This is a genomic window from Bacillus sp. es.036 (assembly GCF_002563635.1).
GTDB lineage: Bacteria > Bacillota > Bacilli > Bacillales > Guptibacillaceae > Guptibacillus.
In genome coordinates this window covers 1,025,083-1,047,217 of the sequence record NZ_PDIZ01000001.1, presented here as the reverse complement: position 1 = coordinate 1,047,217, position 22,135 = coordinate 1,025,083, and the positions used below count along the sequence as shown (strand labels likewise).

The 22,135-nt window shown below is 43.3% G+C and carries 18 protein-coding genes and 1 pseudogene; 1 reads left to right on the top strand and 18 read right to left on the bottom strand.

Annotation, left to right across the window (positions count from 1 at the left end; all coding sequences use genetic code 11):
• Position 1: 1 nt before the first annotated feature.
• From fmt to ATG70_RS05380, 9 genes and pseudogenes are all read right to left on the bottom strand, one after another.
• Positions 2 to 940 carry a methionyl-tRNA formyltransferase gene (gene fmt / locus ATG70_RS05420; protein WP_098445731.1) on the bottom strand — a complete coding sequence of 313 codons (939 nt, stop codon included), beginning with the start codon at positions 938 to 940 and terminating at the stop codon, positions 2 to 4.
• Positions 941 to 942: 2 nt separating this feature from the next.
• Positions 943 to 1,419, bottom strand: a complete 477-nt coding sequence (def, locus tag ATG70_RS05415; protein ID WP_098443335.1) for a peptide deformylase — start codon at positions 1,417 to 1,419, stop codon at positions 943 to 945.
• 21 nt (positions 1,420 to 1,440) lie between these two features.
• Complete coding sequence (priA, locus tag ATG70_RS05410; RefSeq protein WP_098443334.1) at positions 1,441 to 3,840, bottom strand: primosomal protein N'; 2,400 nt, start codon at positions 3,838 to 3,840, stop codon at positions 1,441 to 1,443.
• Complete coding sequence (gene coaBC / locus ATG70_RS05405; protein WP_098443333.1) at positions 3,837 to 5,045, bottom strand: bifunctional phosphopantothenoylcysteine decarboxylase/phosphopantothenate--cysteine ligase CoaBC; 1,209 nt, start codon at positions 5,043 to 5,045, stop codon at positions 3,837 to 3,839. Before coaBC ends, priA begins: the two co-directional genes overlap by 4 nt.
• A 105-nt stretch (positions 5,046 to 5,150) precedes the next feature.
• Positions 5,151 to 5,357, bottom strand: coding sequence for a DNA-directed RNA polymerase subunit omega (gene rpoZ, locus ATG70_RS05400; protein WP_202407214.1), 207 nt, complete (start codon positions 5,355 to 5,357; stop codon positions 5,151 to 5,153).
• On the bottom strand, positions 5,357 to 5,971 hold the full coding sequence (gmk, locus tag ATG70_RS05395) for a guanylate kinase (RefSeq protein WP_098443332.1): 615 nt from the start codon (positions 5,969 to 5,971) through the stop codon (positions 5,357 to 5,359). The genes rpoZ and gmk overlap by 1 nt, the downstream gene beginning before the upstream one ends.
• A gap of 22 nt (positions 5,972 to 5,993) precedes the next feature.
• Entirely contained in the window at positions 5,994 to 6,254 is a 261-nt protein-coding gene (gene remA, locus ATG70_RS05390; protein WP_098443331.1) for an extracellular matrix/biofilm regulator RemA, read from the bottom strand.
• Between the two features lie 69 nt (positions 6,255 to 6,323).
• Positions 6,324 to 7,199 carry a YicC/YloC family endoribonuclease gene (locus ATG70_RS05385; protein WP_098443330.1) on the bottom strand — a complete coding sequence of 292 codons (876 nt, stop codon included), beginning with the start codon at positions 7,197 to 7,199 and terminating at the stop codon, positions 6,324 to 6,326.
• Between the two features lie 141 nt (positions 7,200 to 7,340).
• A pseudogene (locus tag ATG70_RS05380) lies at positions 7,341 to 9,992 on the bottom strand (calcium-translocating P-type ATPase, SERCA-type); the annotation flags it as partial.
• 115 nt (positions 9,993 to 10,107) lie between these two features.
• Between ATG70_RS05380 and ATG70_RS05375 the strand changes: the two are divergent.
• Entirely contained in the window at positions 10,108 to 11,805 is a 1,698-nt protein-coding gene (locus tag ATG70_RS05375) for an Rqc2 family fibronectin-binding protein (protein WP_098443328.1), read from the top strand.
• 36 nt (positions 11,806 to 11,841) lie between these two features.
• On the opposite strand, the gene ATG70_RS05370 is transcribed toward ATG70_RS05375, so the two are convergent.
• The 9 genes from ATG70_RS05370 to ATG70_RS05330 are packed head-to-tail and all read right to left on the bottom strand — an operon-like array spanning position 11,842 to position 22,006.
• On the bottom strand, positions 11,842 to 12,498 hold the full coding sequence (locus ATG70_RS05370) for a class I SAM-dependent methyltransferase (protein ID WP_098443327.1): 657 nt from the start codon (positions 12,496 to 12,498) through the stop codon (positions 11,842 to 11,844).
• Positions 12,499 to 12,508: 10 nt separating this feature from the next.
• The gene (gene pyrE, locus ATG70_RS05365) at positions 12,509 to 13,156 is read right to left on the bottom strand and encodes an orotate phosphoribosyltransferase (protein ID WP_098443326.1); all 648 of its coding nucleotides are present in this window, start codon (positions 13,154 to 13,156) and stop codon (positions 12,509 to 12,511) included.
• Positions 13,140 to 13,865, bottom strand: a complete 726-nt coding sequence (pyrF, locus tag ATG70_RS05360; protein WP_098443325.1) for an orotidine-5'-phosphate decarboxylase — start codon at positions 13,863 to 13,865, stop codon at positions 13,140 to 13,142. Before pyrF ends, pyrE begins: the two co-directional genes overlap by 17 nt.
• Positions 13,838 to 14,779, bottom strand: a complete 942-nt coding sequence (locus tag ATG70_RS05355; RefSeq protein WP_098443324.1) for a dihydroorotate dehydrogenase — start codon at positions 14,777 to 14,779, stop codon at positions 13,838 to 13,840. Before ATG70_RS05355 ends, pyrF begins: the two co-directional genes overlap by 28 nt.
• Positions 14,776 to 15,543, bottom strand: coding sequence for a dihydroorotate dehydrogenase electron transfer subunit (locus tag ATG70_RS05350; protein ID WP_098443323.1), 768 nt, complete (start codon positions 15,541 to 15,543; stop codon positions 14,776 to 14,778). The genes ATG70_RS05355 and ATG70_RS05350 overlap by 4 nt, the downstream gene beginning before the upstream one ends.
• Positions 15,540 to 18,749, bottom strand: coding sequence for a carbamoyl-phosphate synthase large subunit (gene carB, locus ATG70_RS05345; protein WP_098443322.1), 3,210 nt, complete (start codon positions 18,747 to 18,749; stop codon positions 15,540 to 15,542). The genes ATG70_RS05350 and carB overlap by 4 nt, the downstream gene beginning before the upstream one ends.
• The gene (locus tag ATG70_RS05340; protein WP_098445729.1) at positions 18,742 to 19,830 is read right to left on the bottom strand and encodes a carbamoyl phosphate synthase small subunit; all 1,089 of its coding nucleotides are present in this window, start codon (positions 19,828 to 19,830) and stop codon (positions 18,742 to 18,744) included. Before ATG70_RS05340 ends, carB begins: the two co-directional genes overlap by 8 nt.
• Positions 19,830 to 21,110, bottom strand: a complete 1,281-nt coding sequence (locus tag ATG70_RS05335; RefSeq protein ID WP_098443321.1) for a dihydroorotase — start codon at positions 21,108 to 21,110, stop codon at positions 19,830 to 19,832. The genes ATG70_RS05340 and ATG70_RS05335 overlap by 1 nt, the downstream gene beginning before the upstream one ends.
• On the bottom strand, positions 21,110 to 22,006 hold the full coding sequence (locus ATG70_RS05330; RefSeq protein WP_098445728.1) for an aspartate carbamoyltransferase catalytic subunit: 897 nt from the start codon (positions 22,004 to 22,006) through the stop codon (positions 21,110 to 21,112). Before ATG70_RS05330 ends, ATG70_RS05335 begins: the two co-directional genes overlap by 1 nt.
• Positions 22,007 to 22,135 lie beyond the last annotated feature (129 nt).

The window sequence follows — 22,135 nt, the reverse complement described above, 5'->3', positions numbered from 1 at the left end:
ACTATTCACCAAATCTCTCATTTTTCTCGAATGTTCTACCTTGTAAATACTGCGCAGATGTCATGCGCTTCTTGCCTGCTGGTTGAATTTCCGTTAACTTAATCGCGGTCGTGTTTCCTGTTGCAACAACAGGTCCATCCGCGTCTGTATACAGGACAGAGCCTGGCTCAGCCTTCTCAGCACTTTCGATCTTCTCTCCCCACCAGACTTTCATTACTTTGCCTTCATATTGAGTAAAGGCCACTGGCCATGGATGTAATCCGCGAATGTGATTATAAATTTCTTCACCAGTTTTTGTCCAGTCGATTCGCTCTTGCTCCCGTTTAATATTAGGGGCAAACGTCGCCTCATCATCCTTTTGCTTCACAGGCGTTAATTCACCATGAAGAAGCTTTGGCAACGTTTCTTTTAAAAGCTTTGACCCTGACGCACTTAGTTTATCATGAAGGCTTCCAGTATGGTCGCGTTCTTCAATTGGTACGATTGACTGGGTTAAAATATCACCTGCATCTAGTTTCTCCACCATATACATAATCGTAATGCCCGTTTCTTTCTTTCCTTGCAGGATCGAATAATGAATTGGTGCACCGCCGCGAAGTTCCGGTAACAGTGACGCATGGACATTAATACAACCGTGCTTCGGTGCTTCAAGAAGCTGGTTTGGTAAGATTTGGCCAAAGGCTGCCGTTACGATCAAATCTGGATTTAAATCTAGAATAGGTTGAAGCTGAGCCGGATCTTTCACCTTCTCAGGTTGTAGCACAGGAAGACCATGTTTTTCAGCAGCTACCTTAACAGGAGGGGGCGTTAGCACTCTTTTTCTCCCTTTTGGACGGTCTGGTTGCGTAACGACACCGACGATCGTATACCCTTCTTCTACTAGCATATCAAGAACAGGAACAGAGAAATCCGGTGTCCCCATAAATACGATTTTTGTCATTGTCATTCACCGTCTCCTTCCTGCTCAGGGTCAATGTAGCGAATGACTTTCTCTGTAAACAATACGCCGTGAAGATGATCAATCTCATGCTGAATCGCTCTCGCAAAGAACCCTTCCGCTTTTAATTTAAACGGTTTGCCAAAACGGTTCAGCGCTTTTAACGTGATGGAATATGGGCGCTCAACTTCGCCAAATAGACCAGGGAAACTTAAGCAACCTTCAAGGTCGACTTCTTTTCCGGATGATTTAATAATCGTTGGATTGATTAGTTCTAATGCCTCTTCTTCTCTCGTATCAACAACGGCAACTTGTTTTCGAATACCGATTTGTGGTGCAGCGAGTCCAACGCCCTCTGCTGCGTACATTGTCTCAAACATATCATCGAGTAGCTGATGCAACTCTTTATCGAATTCCTCTACAGGATGGCATTCAACTTCAAGCACCTCATTTGGATGCAACACAATTTCTCTCATAGCCACGCGTATACTCCCTTTCACATTCTACATCATCATATAAGGTTGTGTATCGATGGATAGCTGTAATCCACCACGACTTATTTCCTTTGAAAAATGCTTTTGAATTTCTTTTAAATAATGAGTTAAGTTCGGTTCAGTTTTGTATTTTATCATGCATTGATAGCGATATCTATCTTTGATCCGTGGGATCGGTGAGGCTACAGGACCTAACACAACACTTTGTTTTGATAAGTGGTCCTTTAAATAAGCTGCAATTTTCTCTGTCACATCAACTGTTTTGGTTAACTCTTCATGCGAAACATTCACCATGGCAAGAAAATAAAAAGGCGGATAACCAAATTGTTTTCGTGTGACCATTTCACGCTGATAAAAGGACTGATAGTCGTGTTCGGCAGCCATTTCAATGCTGTAATGTTCTGGTGTATAGGATTGAACAATCACTTCACCTGGTAGCAAATGACGTCCTGCGCGTCCACTTACTTGCGTTAGTAGCTGGAACGTTTTCTCTGAGGCTCGGAAGTCAGGGATATGGAGCATGGCATCTCCTGCTAATACCCCAACAAGGGTAACATTTGGGAAATCAAGACCTTTGGCAATCATTTGTGTTCCGAGTAGGATATCTGCTTTTCCTTCTCCGAATTGATTCAAGAGCTTCTCATGTGCTCCCTTACGTCTCGTTGTATCAACGTCCATCCGCACCACCCGTGCCTCTGGAAGGATTTTTGTTAGTTCTTCCTCAACACGCTGTGTACCTGTACCGAAAAAGCGAATGTGCTCACTTTCACACTCAGGGCATTGAGTTGGAAAACGTTCTTCATGGCCACAATAGTGACACCGCATCGTTCCGTTGATCTTGTGATACGTTAAGCTAATGTCACAATGAGGACACTCTGCTACATACCCGCAGTCCCGACACATTACGAAAGTTGAATAACCTCGACGGTTTAAAAAGAGCACCGTTTGCTCTTTCTTCTCTAATCGATCTTTTAATTTGTCATAGAGGTCGTTTGAGAACATCGAGCGGTTACCGGCTCGTAATTCTTCTCTCATATCAACAATTGATACAGTCGGCATAGCCTGCTTATTTACTCTGTGCAACAATTCAAGAAGGGTATAAACACCTTTTGATGCGCGTGCATACGATTCAAGCGATGGCGTTGCGCTCCCTAATACAACCGGACAGTTGTAATATTCGCCACGCTTAATCGCTACATCCCTTGCATGATACCTAGGATTTTCTTCTTGTTTGTAGCTACTCTCATGCTCCTCATCAATGATGATAATGCCAAGATTCGTAAATGGAGCAAAAACGGCTGAACGTGCGCCAACAACAACTTTTACTTCTTTCCGATGAATTTTTCGCCACTCATCATACTTTTCTCCACGGGAAAGCCCACTATGTAAGACCGCTACCTCGGAACCGAATCGACTTTTAAACCTGGTCACCATTTGTGGTGTTAATGAGATTTCGGGAACAAGCACAATGGCTTCCTTGCCCTGCTCTAGCACGCGGTGAATCGACTGCAAATAAATTTCTGTCTTACCGCTCCCTGTTACGCCATGAATAAGAAACGTCTCATGTTGATGATCTTCAATACTTGTCAAAATGGGGGTTATCGCTTGTTCTTGCAAGTCAGTGAGCTCTAGAGCCGTCGAAGGAGTAAATTCCCGTCCCTTATAGGGGTCACGGTAAAGCTCAACTTCTTCTTCTTTTAATATTTCTTTTGAGACGAGTGATTTGATCGTTGACCGCGTTGTATCAAGCATATCCATGAGCTCTTTGTAAGAAACAGCTCCTTCATTCTCTATGAAGTGCGTGATGATTTCCTGTTGCTTCAATGCGCGATTTCCCATCTTTTCCTTTTCTTGTTGAAGCTTGTCCTTCTGAAGTGCGGCTGATACAGAAAGAATGGTTTTAGGAGCGGTCTTTTCCTTTACATCATACCGTACCTCAAGCTCATCGTTTTTGATGGCCCGGTTTAATTCTTTATGACTAAAATGCGAAAGAAAATCGTCCCATTTTACTCCGTTAGAGGATACCATCCGATGCCATGTAGCCTCTTCATTGACACGATTTCCAGGCACAACTGTTTTCGTCACGTTTGCTTTCATCGCAGCAGGTAACATAGCCTGAAGGGCTGATACTGCGTAACAAAGCGCCTTTTCTGTAAGCCAGAACCCTAGATCAAGTAACTCCTGCGTTAATATGGGGGTAACATCTTTTACTTCACTTAATTCTTTTAATTTAGCATGTTCTGATTCATTCGCGACCGAGATCACAAATCCCTGAATTTTTCTCGGTCCAAAAGGAACCACAACTCTCATCCCAGGTTCTATCATTTCTTCCCATTCTTCCGGAATCGCATAATCAAACAGGCGATCAGTTTGATTCGCCGGTACATCGACTATGACTTTTGCAATCATGAACGAGTCACGTCCAATCGATTCACTTCATCGAGAATGCGATTCGCTGCCTCATGCTTGGATTGCAATGGAAGTTCAACGCGTTCCCCATCACGATGAAGAAGCGTCATAACATTGGTATCTTTATCAAAGCCTGCACCCTCTGCTTTAATATTGTTCGCACAAATCAAATCCAAATTTTTCTTTACTAGCTTTTTCTGTGCAAATTCATCCAACCGCTCTGACTCTGCCGCAAACCCAACAAGAATTTGATTTTTCTTTTTTTGGCCAAGCGTCCAAAGAATGTCTTTCGTCCGCTCCATCTCAATCACCATCTCACCCTCAGATTTCTTCACTTTTTCTGAAGCAATTGTAGCAGGTCGATAGTCGGCAACGGCGGCTGCTTTTATAACAATATCAGCCGTCTCAGCTGCCTGTAGAACAGACTCAAACATTTCTTCTGCGGTAACGACATCAATACGTTCAACACCTTGAGGAGTGGGAAGAGAGACTGGACCTGCCACTAATGTGACATCCGCACCACGGTTTGCCGCCTGCTCAGCTAAAGCAAATCCCATTTTTCCGGAAGAATAGTTTGTAAAATAGCGAACAGGATCAACCGGTTCTCGCGTAGGACCTGCCGTGACGACTACTTTTTTCCCAGCTAAATCGTTCGTATCTTCTTTAAAATACGTTTCTAACGTTGCCAGGATATCTTCAGGCTCCGCCATGCGCCCTTTACCAACATAGCCACATGCAAGTAACCCTTCTCCAGGCTCAAGAAAATGACAGCCAAACGAGCGGAGGATGTCCATGTTTTTCTTAACAGCAGGATGGTCGTACATGTGAACATTCATCGCTGGGGCTACCCATACGGGAGCTTCGGTAGCAAGTAACGTCGTTGACATCATATCGTCTGAGATTCCGTTCGCAAGCTTACCAACGATGTTTGCTGTAGCAGGCGCGATAAGAACGAGGTCTGCCCAGTCCGCTACGTCAATATGGGCTACTGCTGTTGGGTCCTTTTCTTCAAAGGTATCCTTATAAACATCATTTCTGGAAAGCGTTTGAAACGTTAATGGTGTAACAAATTCAGTAGCTGATTTTGTCATTAACACCTTCACTTCCGCACCCGTTTGATAGAGCTTACTTGTGAGAGCGGCTGCCTTAAATACAGCAATCCCACCACTAACACAAAGCAATATCTTCTTTCCCTTTAGACTCATAAGTTTCACCTTCCGTCCAAATAGTTAACATAATATAAATATAGTAAAGAGAAGCTAATTTAAGAAAAAAATAACAACCTATTCTCATAGGTTGTTACTTTTCACTCAGTCTTCTATCATGCCGTCTGCAAGTAGTTTGCCATCAAGTACTTCTTCAAGTGCTTTACCAACAGCCTTTACTGACTTTGGACGATCAACATAAACATTACCAGTTTGTTGAATCGTGCGCGCACGCTTAGCTGAAAGTGTTGCAAGTGTGTACTTTGAATCAATACGGTCCATTAGTGAGTCAATCGATGGGTATAAAATCATTATTTAACCTCCGTTACATTCTTATATTTATGGGCAAGACGATCACGTCTTAAGTGCTCTGCTGTAATAATAGCACGAATTCGCTCACAAGCTAATTCTACTTGATCATTTTCAACGATATAATCGTATTCATCAATCAATTCGATTTCTTCTTTCGCAACGCCCATACGGTTATCAATTAAATCATTCGATTCCGTACCACGGTTAACGATACGATTGCGAAGTTCTGTTAAACTAGGAGGCATTAAAAAAATAAAAGCTCCTTCAGGAAAATGCTTGCGAACTTGCTTTGCTCCTTGCACTTCAATCTCAAGCAACACATCTTTCCCAGACTGCAAGGTTTCTTCTACATAGTCAACAGGCGTGCCATAGTAGTTCCCAACGTAATGGGCATATTCAAGCAGCTTATTATTTTCGATCATATCTTCAAATTCTTCATGAGATTTAAAGAAATAATCAACTCCGTTCACTTCGCCTTCACGCGGCTTGCGTGTTGTAACAGAAATGGAATACTGTACCTCGTCCGCATTATGCATGAAAGCTTTTCTTACTGTTCCTTTTCCAACACCAGAAGGGCCAGAGAGAACAATTAACAACCCACGTTCTTTTTCCATACTAACCTCCACTTTATAGATGCTACTCGTCTGAAAGCTCGTCTTTGTTCCCGAGACGCTGCGCGACTGTTTCAGGCTGGACTGCCGAAAGAATAACATGGTCGCTATCAGAAATAATAACGGCACGCGTTCTTCTTCCATATGTTGCGTCCACAAGCATATTGCGGTCCCTTGCAACAGTGATAATTCGTTTGATTGGTGCCGACTCTGGACTAACAATTGAAACAATTCGATTCGCATTCACTATGTTACCGAATCCGATATTGATTAATTTAATACTCATGGTCGTTCCTCCCAGGAATCACGATTCTATTTTTACACCAGTAGGGTGATTTTAAACAAAGCGCTAAGGCTATTCAATATTTTGAACCTGCTCACGAACCTTTTCCACTTCGCTCTTAAGATCAATAACATGTTGGCTGATCTTATGGTGTTGAGACTTGGAACCGATCGTATTCAGCTCCCTATTCATTTCCTGCACTAAGAAATCAAGTTTCCTTCCTACGACACCATCATTACTAAGAATATCATGGAATTGGGCTAGGTGACTACGGAGTCGCGTGATTTCTTCATCGATACTCGCTTTATCTGCAAGATACGCCACTTCCGTTAAAATACGCGCCTCATCGATTGCTTCAAGTTCTTTAAAACCTTCGAGTTTCGTGCGTATTCGAGCTTCAAATGAGGATGTTACTTCATTTGAAAGCATTGAAATGGAAGTTAAGACTTCTGTCATTTTTTGAAGCTTTGTCCTTATATCTTGCTCAAGGGCTTTCCCTTCAATTTCTCGCATTTCAACAAGTCGAGCGACCGCTAAATTCATCGTAGCAAAAATCTCATCCTCTAGCTGATTGATATTTTGTTCTTTCTCAGTCACTTGATAGACATCCATGTTTAAAAGCTTAGAGGTAGACAAATCTTCTTGCAATTCGTATCGTTCGGAGGCTTGTTTTAAAATCGTTATGTATTGGTCAAGCAGATTCCAATCCACCTTTACGTCCGATGATCGAAACCCAGCTCCATCAATGGTTAAATAAAGCTCCACTTTCCCGCGCGCAATTGTGCGCTGAATGGCCTTCTTCATTCTACCTTCGAGATGAAGGAGCGCTTTTGGCATGCGAAATGTACCATCGAAGTAACGATGGTTAACGGATTTTATTTCTACCGTTATTTGAACATCCTCTTCCTCATGCGATGCTCTCCCAAATCCGGTCATACTCTTAACCATATTATCACATCCAATAGCTATTCTAACCAATTGTACCACTTCATCAAACTGAAACAAAGGGATATCTCTTTCTTATTATGAATCTGGAATAGAAAAAACAGAGGGTCATTACCCTCTGCTGCGTTGTCTTTTAAAAAAGGTTGTACCTGCTAATAGGAACGTTGGAATGCTAGAAAAGACTAATATAAGCATCCATTCTCTCATCGATAAATAAGTTGTATGGAAAATCGGTTGAAGAGGTTCATAATAGATGACTGCGAGCAGTAATCCAACCGAAGAGAGTACCGCAAGGACAAGGGCTTTATTCTCAAAAGGGTTACGATGAAAGATCGATCGTTCACTGCGGCAGTCAAATACATGAATCAATTGAGCGAGCACGAGTGTTGAGAATGCTACAGTTTGTGCCTGAACTAGATCATTCGGGCTTTCACTATAGCAAATCATAAAGGCAGCAAGTGTACAGGCTCCTATCATGATACCGCGAGAGATGATTTTCCATCCTAATCCTCTAGCAAAAACGCCTTCTTTTGGCTTACGCGGATCTCGCCTCATCACATTACCCTCTGCAGGGTCAAGTCCAAGCGCCATTGCTGGCAGCCCATCCGTCACGAGATTAACCCAAAGAATTTGAATCGGTACGAGCGGAAGGGGGAGCATGAGTAATATCGCAAAAAGCATGACAAGAATTTCGCCAACGTTTGAGGCTAGCATATAGCGAATGAATTTCCGAATATTTTCATAGATGTTTCGCCCTTCTTCTACCGCCGCTCTGATCGTTGTGAAATTGTCGTCGCTTAATATGAGCGATGATGATTCTTTTGCTACGTCTGTCCCCGTCACTCCCATTGAAATACCGATATTAGAAGCTTTAATCGCGGGGGCATCATTCACCCCATCTCCTGTCATCGCAACGATGTGACCTCTATTTTGAAGAGCTTTCACAATTTTTAATTTGTGTTCCGGTGATACACGCGCAAACACGTAAATGTCTTCTACTTGATTTTCTAGTTCTTCTACGCTCAGGGAAGAGAGCTTACTTCCTTCCATAACTTTGCCACGCTCAGGTAGAATTCCTAAATTAAGGGCAATCGCTTTAGCTGTTGTCACATGATCACCAGTAATCATAATCGTTTTAATCCCGGCGGTTTTACAATCAGCTACAGCCTGCTTCACTTCTTCACGTGGCGGATCGATCATTCCCTCTAAGCCAACAAAGGTTAAGCGAGATTCAGCTTGTACGCTATGAAGCATATTGTCTTCATTTTGGATCGGTTTAAAAGCGACGGCGATCGTTCTTAAAGCTAATTCACCAAACGCATTTAACTGCTCCTGAATTTCTCTTTCATAGCTTTTGCGAAGCGGCGCTTTTTTCTCACTCCATAACACCGATTCACACTGCTTAAGAACAATATCAGGTGCACCTTTTGCGATCACATACCGTTTTCCAACTGAATCTTCAACTACTATGCTCATCATTTTTCGGTTGGAGTCAAAAGGAAATTCCTGAATGATTATAAATTCCTCTTCCCTCACATCTTCTGTTAATCCGGCCTTCATTGCTGCGGCAACGAGTGCCCCTTCCGTTGGATCACCGTCAAGAACGTATTCGCCGCTTTTTTCCATCACTCTCGCATTGCTACAAAGTAACCCAAAAGTAAGCAGCTGCTTCAGCGAACGTTCCTCATCAGAATAAACGCGCGTGTTGCCTTTAAAGAAGTCGCCATAAGGAGAGTAGCCAGACCCGGTAACATCCCACGTCTCTCCGCCTGCCCAAAGCTTTGTAACCATCATTTTATTTTGCGTGAGCGTTCCCGTCTTATCTGAACAAATTACGGTCGCACACCCGAGTGTTTCGACAGAAGGAAGCTTTCGAACAATGGCTTTTCGTTTACTCATTTTTTGCATGCCAATCGCAAGGGCAATCGTAACGATTGCCGGTAATCCTTCAGGGATTGCCGCGACTGCGAGGGATACTCCAGCTAAGAACATACTATAAACATCTCGTCCCTGAATAATCCCAAGCACGACAACTAGTGCCGTTAACAGAAGAGCTGCAGCTATTAGCACTTTACCTAACTGCTCTAATCGATTTTGAAGAGGTGTTTCCATTGTATCAGCGGATTGAATGAGATGTGCGATTTTTCCCATCTCTGTTTTCATCCCAGTTGCTGTCACAACCCCAACACCTTTTCCTTTCGTTACAAGTGTCCCCATAAAACCCATGTTTTGCTGATCACCAGGACCAGGTTGTTCATCCCGTATCGCCTCTGGGTGCTTGTTTACAGGTAATGATTCTCCGGTAAGCGCTGATTCTTCAATTTGTAACCCCTGACAAGTTAAAAGGCGTAAATCAGCCCCAATCCGGTCTCCGCTTTCAATTCGAACAATATCCCCTACAACTGCTTCTAATGCAGGGATGGTCGTCCAATCACCATCTCGAAGGACCTTCATCTTTGGTGATGATAACTGTTTTAATGCCTGGAGGGATTTTTCTGCTTTTCGTTCTTGTACAAAGCCAAGAATCCCGTTCATTAGGATGATTAGGATAATGGCGATCGCATCAAGATATTCTCCAAGTAATCCGGATATAAGCGTAGCCGCCAGGAGGACGACGACCATAAAATCTTTGAATTGGGCTAAAAACATTAAGATCATCGATGGTCGTTCTGCTTCATCTAATTGATTTAGTCCAAAAACTTTTCTTCTTCTCTCTACTTCATCGGAACTAATTCCCCCCTCGCTTGTCTCCAATTCCTCAACAACTTCTCCTTTTGTCATGTTATACCAGTTCATGATCTACACCCCGATCCTGCACGTAATGTCGCTAATAATTCAACTATATTCAGACAAGCTCAAAAAAATGCTATACTAAGAATAATGTCTAGTGATAGGAATGTAGGTGAACGATATGTCTTTTGACGGTATGGTAATGAGAGCCGTTGCACATGAAACGAACGAACAATTAAAAGGTGGGCGCGTGACAAAAATCTATCAGCCCTATGCGACTGATTTATTACTTGTGATTCGTTCTGGTGGAAAAAACCATCAGTTGCTTTTATCAGCTAACCCATCTTATGCAAGAATTCAAATTACGCAGGAATCTTATGCGAATCCAAAAGAACCACCAATGTTCTGCATGCTGCTTCGTAAGCACTTAGAAGGTAGTATTGTGGAAGAAATTAAACAAATTGAAAATGAGCGAATCATCCACGTTACGTTTAAAGCTCGAAATGACCTTGGCGATTTAACGACAAGAACATTAGTCGCTGAAATAATGGGACGCCATAGTAACGTGATTCTTTTAAATGAATCGAACATGATTTTAGATAGCATTAAGCACCTTTCTCCGTCTGTAAACAGACATCGAACGGTACTTCCGGGGCAGGATTATATCGCTCCCCCTGCGCAAAACAAAGTTTCGCCGTTCGGATTAACAAGAGATGATTTTCTAAAGAAAATCGATTTTAACTCAGGGAAATTGAGCCAGCAGCTCGTGCAAGCTTTTGGTGGACTTTCACCTCTCATCGCAAGTGAAGTGATTCATAGAGCTGGCCTTGCAAATCGCTCAACGCTACCAGAAGCTTTCTTCGATGTTTTCCAAAAACTAGAGCACCACGACTATGCGCCGCAAATGGTGACAAGTTCAAAAGAGTTCTTTTCAGTCGTTGAGCTTACCCACTTAGCTGGTGAAAAAAGAGCATTTGACTCCGCTAGTGAACTGCTCGACCGTTTCTATTACGGAAAAGCCGATCGTGATCGCGTGAAACAACAGTCAAATGATCTTGAGCGTTTTCTATCGAATGAATTAAAGAAAAACGAGAAAAAAATTAAGAAGTTATCACGTACGATCGAACAAGCCCAAGAAGCTGACACTTACCAACTGCTTGGCGAGCTGTTAACCGCAAATATGCATGTAGTAAAACGAGGCGATAAGCAAGTAGAAGTTCAAAACTATTATGATGAAGATGGTGGAACAGTTCAGATCGAGCTGAATCCACAAAAAACGCCGTCCGAGAATGCTCAAGCTTATTTCAAGCGCTACAGTAAAGCCAAAAATTCTATTTCCGTTCTTGAAGAGCAGATTACGATGGCTCATCAAGAAATTGCTTACCTTGAACAGCTCATTCAGCAGTTAACTTCCGCTTCACCTCGAGATATCGAGGAAATTCGGGAAGAGCTTGAAGAAGAAGGTTACATTAAAAAGCGACGCAAAAAGAAAAAATCAAAGCCAACAAAACCTCAGCTTGATGTTTACCTTTCTTCTGACGGTACAGAAATTCTGGTTGGGAAGAATAATAAACAAAATGAGTATTTAACGAATAAGTTGGCCGCTCGAAGCGAAACGTGGCTCCATACGAAAGATATTCCTGGATCACACGTTGTCATTCGAAATAAGGAATATACAGAGGAGACGCTACTTGAAGCAGCTAATCTCGCTGCCTACTTCAGTAAAGCCCGTGAGTCTGGCTCTGTTCCAGTTGATTACACGGAAGTGCGTCACGTTAAAAAACCAAATGGTGCTAAACCCGGGTTTGTGACATATGATCAGCAAAACACGTTATATGTTACACCTGATCAGGATCTTGTTTTTAGGATGAAGAAGTAATGAAAAGGTTCCCGCTACATTTAGCGGGAACCTTTTTTATAAGGATGCAACTGTAATAATGGCCAAACCATCCAGCACTTCAACATGTTTTGTTTCCTTCGCACCTAAACCTTTAAGCTTTTCACTTAATTGGTCTGGTGAGTAGCGGTGCCTTTTTGTTGAAACATTCGACCATTTGAGCAAAGAAGTTTGTTCAAAACCGCTCATATTATGCTTTTTTCCATATGAGAAAGCTGCCATTTGGTCCATTTGTAAAGACGGATTTAACATCACAACCTTCCCGCCTTCTTTTGTTACACGAATCATCTCTTTCATGCCTGCTTCAGGCTCAGGTAATAGAAACATGACGCACGTTGATAGAGACAAATCAAACGAGTCGTCCTCAAACGCAAGGTTGCATGCGTCACCTTCTGAAAAGTGACTTTTATTCGACCGATTCAAAAAGAAAAAATTCTGTTTGCTAGCTTTAATCATTTCAGATGATAGATCAACACCTGTCAGCATGCTCGCTTCCTCAACACCACGAAGAAGAAGCCTCCCTGTCCCACATCCTACATCGAGAACGGATTTTTCTTCCCATGAACCGGAAGCTTGTTTTAGTTCATCATGAACGGCACCAAGCCACTTTGTTCGTGCCATATCATCAAAAAAGGATACGAGTGAATCGAACTCTTCTCCCTGCATTTTTCTCATCTTACCCCTCCTAAACGGAGAGATCTTTCAACTGCTCCAACCATTCTTTTGAGGATGGATTGTCGCGCCAGTGAAGCAGTGATTGAACCTCTCTTTCTTCAATCATACCTGTTTCTACGGCACATGTTAATAATTCATCGAAATTGGTAAGCGTATCCCAGGCAATTTCCGCGCTGGTGAACTGCTCTGCTCCTTTTTTCATTCCATATGTAAAGATGGCGGCTACACCGAGCACGTTAGCGCCAGCAGCTTCTAATTGTTTCACAGCGTCGATCGCACTGCCTCCTGTTGAAACCAAATCTTCAATTACAACAACCTTTTGTCCTTCCTCTACTTTCCCTTCAATCACATTTCCTTTTCCATGGCCTTTTGCACTTCCTCGAACGTATACCATCGGAAGATCGAGCAGGTCGCTTACCCAGGAAGCGTGAGGAATACCAGCGGTTGCTGTTCCGGCAATCACTTCTGCATCAGCGTATTTTTCTTTCACCATAGCGGCAAGCCCACGCGCAATTTCCTTTCTTACCTTTGGATAAGAGAGGGTTAAACGATTATCACAGTAAATTGGTGATAATAATCCTGATGACCACGTAAAAGGGTTATTTGGCTGAAGGCTAACGGCTTCAATTTCCAAAAGTGCTTTAGCGATTGATTTCATTTATATTCCTCCACTCTGATTTTAAGATGTCGTATGCCGCTAATGGGTTTTTCGCTCCTGTGATGCTACGTCCGACCACAATAAAATCACTTCCTAGAGACCGTGCTTTCTTCGGAGAGCAGACCCGGTTTTGATCTCCGGCCATATCGCCTTCTAATCTAATGCCTGGTGTTACCGTTAAGAACGATTCTCCGCACGCTTCTTTAATCATCGGAACTTCAAGAGCTGAACTAACGACCCCATCAAGTCCGCTTCCCTTTGCAAGTTCTGCAAGAGACACAACACTATTTTTCATATCTGTTGCAATTTGCAGTTCGTTTCGAAGCATTTCTTCTGATGTACTCGTTAATTGCGTGACACCGATGCACAAAGGCCGTTTTTGGCCACCGCTAGTACCTGCTTCTAGTCCTTCAACTGCCGCCTGCATCATCCGTGATCCTCCGCTCGCATGTACGTTAATTAAGTCAACACCTAGACCAGCAAGACCCTTCATCGCTTTATTCACTGTATTTGGAATATCATGCAGTTTCAAATCGAGGAAAACATGGTGACCTCGCTGTTTTAATTCGTCTACAAGCTTTGGTCCGTATTGATAAAATGCTTCCATTCCCACTTTTACAAAAAGTTTCTCTCCTTCAAATTGCTTAAGGAAATCATTTAGCTCTTCCTTTTCCGAAAAATCTAGTGCGAGGATGATTGAAGATCCCATGACTTTTTCCAGCTCCTTCCTGTCAGCTCAGAAATATGGTGAACACCTAATTCATCCAGCAAAGCTGGTAAGGAGTCAATAATAGTAGGACAAGTGAATGGATCCACGAAGTTTGCCGTACCAACCGCAACAGCGCTCGCTCCTGCGAGAAAATATTCGATTACATCCTCCGCCGACTGTACCCCACCCATTCCAATAATTGGAATGTTGACTTGCTGACTCACTTGATGAATCATACGAATCGCCACAGGTTTAATCGCCGGACCTGATAATCCTCCCGCTCCATTTGCAAGGATCGGCTTACCTGATTTTAAATCAATTCGCATACCGAGAAGCGTATTGATCATCGTTAACCCATCAGCGCCCGCACGCTCAACGACTTTTGCCATCTGCACAATATCTGTCACGTTTGGCGAGAGTTTGACGTAAACAGGAACCGATGACACCTCTTTAACTGCTTTAGTGACCTCAAATGCCGTTTCAGGCACCGTTCCAAATGCAAGACCGCCTTCTTTCACATTTGGACAAGAAATATTCAACTCAAGCGCATGTACGTTGTCTGCCGTTGAGATTCGCTCTGCAACAGCCACGTAGTCTTCTATCGTCGATCCAGCGACATTCGCAATAATTGGCACGTTATAGTTCGATAGCCACGGTAATTCCTCTGTCATCACACGCTCAAGTCCTGGGTTTTGAAGACCAATCGCATTTAACATGCCTGATGTTGTTTCTGCGACGCGAGGGGTTGGATTGCCAAAACGCGGCTCATGCGTTGTCGCCTTCACCATAATTGCTCCAAGCTGATCCAGGTTATAAAACTGACTATACTCTTTACCAAATCCAAAGCAGCCTGATGCTGGCATAATCGGGTTTTTTAGATCCAGTCCTGGTAGCTCAACTCGTAATCGATTCATAGAACAACCTCCCCCGCTTGAAATACTGGCCCATCACTGCATACTTTACGATAAGCAAAGCCTGTTTCGTCTCCCTGTACGTGACAAACACATGCGAGACATGCACCAATTCCACATCCCATTCGCTGTTCGAGTGAGAGGTAAACACCTTTTTTGGCACGGTAATTCTCTAGAGCTTTTAACATAGGCGATGGTCCGCAGGCAAAAAGGTAGTCAGCGTTCATATCAAGCTGGTTTGTTACAAATCCTTCTTCGCCATATGTGCCATCTGCTGTTGTGATTGTGACAGGGCCATATGCTTTAAATTTTTCTTCGTAGAAAACGACAGAACTCGTTTGAAAACCGTGTACATGTTTTACTTTTACACCGCGCTTCGTTAACTCCTCTGAAAGGTAATAGAGGGGGGGAACGCCGATACCGCCCCCCACAAGTAGAGCTGTATCGCCCTCCTTTGTCCTCTCAACTGGAAAACCATTCCCGAGTGGTCCAAGGAGGTCCACTTCGACCCCTGGTACCATCTCGGCTAATACTTTTGTTCCTTTTCCTTCTGCACGGTAAATCATCGTTAACTCATGCCTTGAAGGATCGATATGACAAATGCTAATCGGCCTTCTTAGAAGTGGGTCTGATCCGAATCCCGTTTTAACATGAACAAATTGTCCAGGTTGAAAGCTTTCATCAATCTCCTTATGGAAAACAACCGCTTCATAAATCGAAGCTGCAATTTCTTTTTGAGAAACAAGCTCGGTTTTTAACTGCTTCATGTACGAACCACTTCTTTTTCATGAAACTTTGGCATGCTTGTGCTTGTAAATGTCATCGTCTCAATGACCCGTAGCAATGCTTTTGCAGTATCAAGCGACGTGAAGCACACAACGCCATTTTCCACTGACTCGCGTCGAATGCGGAAGCCGTCACGGGCAGGCTGCTTCCCTCTTGTGAGCGTGTTAATGACAAATTGCGCCTGTCCTTCACGAATGACGTGTAACAAATTCGGCTTTTCTGCCCCAATTTTATTTACGACTGTCACAGGGATTCCAAGATCACGTATGATCTGAGCCGTTCCTTCTGTCGCAAGAATGTGGTAGCCGATTGCATTGAACCGTTTTACAATATCGATCGCTTCTTCTTTGTCTTTATCGGCGATTGTGAATAAGACTGAGCCGTGCGTAGGAATCTTCATACCTGAAGCTACTAGTCCTTTATATAAAGCTTTCTCCAGCGTATAATCGCGACCCATTACCTCACCTGTTGATTTCATTTCTGGCCCGAGCGTAATATCTACGCGACGCAGTTTCGCAAACGAGAAGACCGGTACTTTTACATACACATCGTCTCGCTCTGTTCCATACCCTGTTTCGTAACCAAGGGAAGTAAGTGATGCTCCTAAGATCACTTTCGTTGCGAGATTCGCCATTGGTACCCCTGTAATTTTACTCAAGAATGGCACAGTGCGACTTGAGCGCGGGTTTACTTCGAGCACATAGACTTGCTCATTTTGAATCACATATTGAATATTCAGGAGCCCTTTGATTTTCAATCCTCTCGCAAGCGTGATCGTTTGATCAATAAGCGTTTGCTTCACATCACTGGATAAGCTCTGAGGTGGATACACCGCGATGGAATCGCCTGAGTGAATTCCAGCTCGCTCGATATGTTCCATAATCCCTGGAATAAACACGGTATCTCCGTCAGAGATCGCATCAACTTCGATTTCTTTCCCCATCAAATAGCGATCGATTAAGACTGGATGCTGTGGATTCACTTTAACCGCATTTTCCATGTAATGAAGCAGTTCGCTTTCTTTATAGACGATTTCCATCGCTCTTCCGCCGAGAACATAGGATGGGCGAACAAGGACAGGATAGCCAATTCGCTCGGCAATCGAGACAGCTTGATCAACGGATGTTGCTGTTTTCCCTTCTGGTTGCGGAATGTTCAGCTCTGCCATCGCCATTTCAAATTTATCGCGATTCTCTGCTCGATCCATATCTTCTAAAGATGTTCCTAGAATTTTTACTCCTCGAGCTGATAGTTCGTCTGCGAGATTAATAGCCGTCTGGCCTCCGAACTGAACGACTACGCCTTTAGGCTTTTCAAGATCGATGACGTGCATCACATCTTCCACTGTTAATGGTTCAAAGTATAGCTTATCTGAAATACTGAAATCCGTTGAAACCGTTTCTGGATTATTATTAATAATAATGGCTTCATATCCCGCTTCGCGAATTGCCCAAACGCTGTGCACGGTTGCGTAGTCAAACTCAATTCCTTGCCCGATTCGAATTGGTCCTGAGCCAAGCACAAGCACACTCTCTTTCGGCGTCTCTAGCGACTCATTTTCTTCCTCGTACGTTGAATAGTAATAAGGTGTTTCCGATTCAAATTCACCTGCACAGGTATCAACCATTTTATAGACAGGTCGGATGGATTCTTTTGTTCTGAGCTCATAAATTTCAAGCTCTGTTTGATTCCAGAGAGTTGCAATGATGTGATCTGAGAACCCTTTTTGTTTTGCTTCAAGTAAAAGATCAAGATTCCCTTTATTTTCTTTTAGTTTGTTTTCAAGTTCAATCATTCCTTGTATCTTCACGAGGAAATAATGATCAATCATGCTCCAGTCATGAATTTGTTTCATTGTCTTTCCTCTTCTAAATGCTTCCGCTACAACAAAGATGCGCTCATCATCTGCGAAGCGAATTCGTTTCTCCAGCGTTTCGTCGTCAAGCTCAGCTAATTCTGGAATGCATATATGACTGACGTTCGATTCTAAAGAACGCACAGCTTTTAAGAGAGATTCTTCTAGCGTCCGTCCGATCGCCATCACTTCGCCTGTGGCCTTCATTTGCGTTCCTAGTTTACGGTTCGCACTTTCAAATTTATCAAATGGCCATCTTGGAATCTTTGATACAACGTAGTCTAAAGCTGGTTCGAAGCTTGCATACGTTTTTCCTGTAACCGGGTTTTTCATTTCTGCAAGAGAGAGTCCAACCGCTATTTTTGCTGCTAGTTTAGCAATTGGATAGCCCGTTGCTTTCGATGCAAGCGCGGAGGAACGGCTAACCCTAGGATTTACCTCAATGATGTAATATTGGAAGCTGTATGGGTCAAGAGCAAGCTGAATGTTACAGCCTCCTTCAATCTTTAAGGCGCGGATTACTTTTAGTGCGACGTTTCTTAGCATTTGATAATCTCGATCTGATAGCGTTTGACTCGGCGCCACAACGATGGAGTCACCTGTGTGAATGCCAACTGGGTCAATGTTCTCCATGTTACAAACGACGATCGCCTGATCCTGACCGTCACGCATCACTTCATACTCTACTTCTTTAAAGCCTGCGATGCTTTTCTCGAGAAGACATTGGGTCACCGGGCTGTACTTAAGTCCGCTTGAAACAATTTCTTCTAGCTCTTCATCATTGTTTACAATTCCCCCGCCTGTTCCTCCGAGCGTATAGGCAGGGCGAACGATCACCGGGTAGCCTATTCGCTTCACAAATCGATAGGCTTCTTCGAGATTATGAATAATATCACTTTCCGGTACTGGCTCGTTTAGCTCATTCATGAGCGTACGAAACAAATCACGATCCTCTGCCTGCTGAATCGCATCAAGTTTAGTACCTAAAAGTTCTACTTCATAGTCTTTCAAAACGCCCGCTTCTGATAATTCCATTGCCATATTTAGTCCAGTTTGTCCTCCAAGCGTCGCAAGAAGAGCATCTGGTCGTTCTTTTCGAATGATGCGGCTAACAAAATCAAGCGTAAGTGGTTCGATGTAAACTTCGTCCGCAATCGTTGTATCCGTCATAATGGTGGCCGGATTCGAGTTTACGAGAATCACTTCATATCCCTCTTCTTTTAACGCCTGACAAGCCTGCGTCCCTGCATAGTCAAATTCTGCTGCTTGCCCGATGACAATCGGTCCTGATCCGATCACAAGGATTTTTTGAATATCTGTACGTTTAGGCATATGTTTTTTCCCCCTTGAATGTTGTAATCATCGTGATAAAGTCGTCAAAAAGTTCATTGGAATCTTCAGGCCCAGGTGAAGCTTCTGGATGGTATTGCACACTGAAAGCTGCATATTCCTTATGTTTAACCCCTTCAATTGACCCATCATTTACTGCAACATGTGTAACAACTAACTCCGTTTTCTCTAACGTTTCAGGTGCGATTGTATACCCGTGATTTTGTGAAGTAATCGCCACGCGTTTTGTAGTTAAATCCATTACCGGATGATTTGATCCTCTATGACCAAACTTCATTTTCTCTGAATTTGCTCCACAAGCAAGGGCAAACAGCTGATGACCAAGACAAATGCCAAAGAGCGGGATTTTACCAAGGATGCCGTTGATCATCTCTACAGCCTCGGGAACATCTTTCGGGTCCCCAGGGCCGTTACTAAGCATGACGCCATCAGGATTTAGGCGAAGAATTTCTTCCGCTGACGTATTGTACGGAACAACAACCACATCACATTTACGTTTTGTTAATTCTCTTAGAATGCCGTGCTTCATCCCAAAATCGACAAGGACAATGCGGAAGCCCCTTCCTGGACTTGCATATGGTGCTTTAATAGACACCTGCTTCACCTGATCTCGTTTTAACGGCGTTTCGCTTAGATCACGCGCAATTTTTTCTGGATCGACGTCCATGCTACACATCTTTCCTTTTAGCGTTCCATTCGAACGAATCAGCTTTGTGAGCTTTCTTGTATCAATTCCTTCTAGCCCGGGAATGCCCTTCACACGAAGCAGTTCATCAAGCGTCATTTCATTTCTCCAGTAGCTTGGCACAGCCGTTGCTTCTTTAACGATCAGGCCGTGTACAGATGGGTTAATTGATTCGAAATCATCTCGGTTAATGCCGTAGTTTCCGATTAACGGATACGTTAACGTGACGATTTGAGCACAGTAAGAAGGATCTGATAAAATTTCCTGATAGCCCGTCATTCCTGTGTTAAAAACAACTTCACCGCTTTTTTCGATGTCACTACCAAATGCTTTTCCTACAAAAATGGATCCATCTTCTAGAATTAGCTGTCTTTTCATCATTGATCGCTCCCCTTGTCAAATACGATTTTTCCATTTACAAATGTTGCTACTGGCCATCCTTTGCACGTCCACCCAGTAAATGGGGTGTTTTTCCCCTTTGAGACAAATAACTCCGGATTAATATCCTCTTCATCTGATAAATTAATAATGGTCATATCACCTTGTACGCCACTCGCAAGCGTGCCGTATTCTAGGCCAAATGCACGTGCTGGCTTCACCGTTAACCAATCCACAAGTTGCTTGAGCGTAAACGTCCCTTTTTCAACAAAATAAGTGTAAAGAAGCGGAAAGGCAGTCTCCAGTCCAACGATGCCAAAAGGTGCTTTCTCCATTGATTGTGCCTTTTCATCCTGTGAATGTGGGGCATGATCTGTTGCAATAAAATCAATTGTCCCATCGAGCAGTCCTTCAAGTAGGGCCTCTCGATCTTCCTTCGAGCGTAATGGAGGATTCATTTTATAATTTGTATCAAGTCCAGGGATGTCATCTTCTGATAGAAGCAAATGATGCGGTGTCACCTCTGCAGTGACGTTAATCCCCGACCGTTTCGCATCCCGGACGACGCGTACAGATTCTTTCGTGCTAATATGACAAACGTGATAATGTACGCCTGCTGCTTCAGCGAGCAGAACGTCCCTTGCAATATGTACCGCTTCACATACAGACGGGATACCGTTTAATCCATTTTCTTTTGAAAAATGCCCCTCATGAACGCTTCCGCCATTGATCAACGTATTTTCTTCACAGTGAGCGACAATGGATAGGTTACTCGCTGCCGCACGCTTCATCGCTTCTAGCATCATTCCTGCATTCTGGACGCCAACACCATCATCTGTTAACGCAAATGCGCCATGAGTTTTTAGCCCATTAAAATTTGTAAGCTCTTGACCAAGCTGCCTCGTTGTAATCGCTCCGTATGGAAGGACCCGTACGCTAGCCGTTTCATTAATGCGATTCATTAATTTCTCCATCGTATCTTCATTGTCTGGCACAGGTCTTGTATTCGGCATCGCCGCTATTGTCGTAAATCCACCTTTTGCTGCTGCTTTCGTTCCCGTTTCAATCGTCTCTTTATGCTCTCCGCCCGGTTCTCTTAAATGCACGTGGAGATCAACAAGACCAGGAACGAGAAGGTTTCCTTTCGCATCGAACGTTTCATGAGCGCCCTTTTCAATACCTTTTGCGATTTCTTCAATTCGTCCTTCCTCATTTACAAGTACATCCTGCTCGATCAATTCTCCAGTTTCGTTTACTAGTTTCACGTGTTGGATTAGCATTACACGACCATCCCTTTCTGTGTAGGTTGTAGAACTAAATTCAAGCAGGCCATGCGAACATAAACACCGTTTTCCATCTGCTTAAAAATTCTTGAGCGCTCGCATTCCACTAACGTTGTATCAATTTCCACGCCTCGATTAACCGGTGCCGGATGCATAATGATGCTATGTTTCTTCATTCGCTTCTCTCGCTCGATTGTTAGCCCATATGACTCAAGATAAGAACCCGTGTTGCTTTTTCTTTCATGTCGTTCGTTTTGAATACGGAGGAGCATGAGAACGTCTGCCTGTTCCGCTGCTTCATCTATCGTTACAAATGGAAATTCATTCATTGTTTCATCTTGCCATTCAGGTGGGCCGGAGAAGCTTACCTTTGCTCCTAGCCTCTTTAATACGTGAGCATTTGAGCGTGCCACTCGGCTATGCTTTATATCTCCAGCAATCACAACGTGAAGTCCTTCAAATCGCTTGAACTCCTGCCGAATCGTTAGAAGATCAAGTAAAGATTGTGTTGGATGATGACCACATCCGTCTCCAGCATTAATGATCGACATCGCCGTTTTTTCAAGTAATGGTGCGAAATACCTTTCATCCTTGTGCCTAACGACCACTGCGCTTACACCAATTGCTTCAAGCGTCTTAATCGTGTCGTACAGCGTTTCTCCTTTTTGCACACTGGATGAGGAAGTTTCAAAATTCAACACTTCATATCCCAATTTCTTTTCTGCTACTTCAAAACTAAATCTCGTTCTTGTAGAAGGCTCAAAAAAAAGATTGGCAATAAATACAGGTTCCTGGGTTTGAAGACTTTTTCCTTTTCGAAAACGCTCAGCCTGTAGTAATATCTCCTGGATTTGATCTAGTGTAAGAGACGTCATATCAAGTAAATGCTTCAAATCATTCACTCCATTTCCTTCATTTTTGTTCAAAAAAAACACCCTGAGCGTTTGTCAGGGTGTAGAAAGGTAGACGCGTTGTGTCAACGCCTCTCATTTCCACCCTTTTAGGTCTCTCTGTACCTTTTT

Coding starts and splice junctions, on each gene's coding strand:
- fmt (WP_098445731.1), bottom strand. CDS start 940: ATGACAAAAATCGTATTTATGGGGACACCGGATTTCTCTGTTCCTGTT.
- priA (WP_098443334.1), bottom strand. CDS start 3,840: ATGATTGCAAAAGTCATAGTCGATGTACCGGCGAATCAAACTGATCGC.
- coaBC (WP_098443333.1), bottom strand. CDS start 5,045: ATGAGTCTAAAGGGAAAGAAGATATTGCTTTGTGTTAGTGGTGGGATT.
- rpoZ (WP_202407214.1), bottom strand. CDS start 5,357: ATGATTTTATACCCATCGATTGACTCACTAATGGACCGTATTGATTCA.
- gmk (WP_098443332.1), bottom strand. CDS start 5,971: ATGGAAAAAGAACGTGGGTTGTTAATTGTTCTCTCTGGCCCTTCTGGT.
- remA (WP_098443331.1), bottom strand. CDS start 6,254: ATGAGTATTAAATTAATCAATATCGGATTCGGTAACATAGTGAATGCG.
- ATG70_RS05385 (WP_098443330.1), bottom strand. CDS start 7,199: ATGGTTAAGAGTATGACCGGATTTGGGAGAGCATCGCATGAGGAAGAG.
- ATG70_RS05375 (WP_098443328.1), top strand. CDS start 10,108: ATGTCTTTTGACGGTATGGTAATGAGAGCCGTTGCACATGAAACGAAC.
- ATG70_RS05370 (WP_098443327.1), bottom strand. CDS start 12,498: ATGAGAAAAATGCAGGGAGAAGAGTTCGATTCACTCGTATCCTTTTTT.
- pyrE (WP_098443326.1), bottom strand. CDS start 13,156: ATGAAATCAATCGCTAAAGCACTTTTGGAAATTGAAGCCGTTAGCCTT.
- pyrF (WP_098443325.1), bottom strand. CDS start 13,865: ATGGGATCTTCAATCATCCTCGCACTAGATTTTTCGGAAAAGGAAGAG.
- ATG70_RS05355 (WP_098443324.1), bottom strand. CDS start 14,779: ATGAATCGATTACGAGTTGAGCTACCAGGACTGGATCTAAAAAACCCG.
- ATG70_RS05350 (WP_098443323.1), bottom strand. CDS start 15,543: ATGAAGCAGTTAAAAACCGAGCTTGTTTCTCAAAAAGAAATTGCAGCT.
- carB (WP_098443322.1), bottom strand. CDS start 18,749: ATGCCTAAACGTACAGATATTCAAAAAATCCTTGTGATCGGATCAGGA.
- ATG70_RS05340 (WP_098445729.1), bottom strand. CDS start 19,830: ATGAAAAGACAGCTAATTCTAGAAGATGGATCCATTTTTGTAGGAAAA.
- ATG70_RS05335 (WP_098443321.1), bottom strand. CDS start 21,110: ATGCTAATCCAACACGTGAAACTAGTAAACGAAACTGGAGAATTGATC.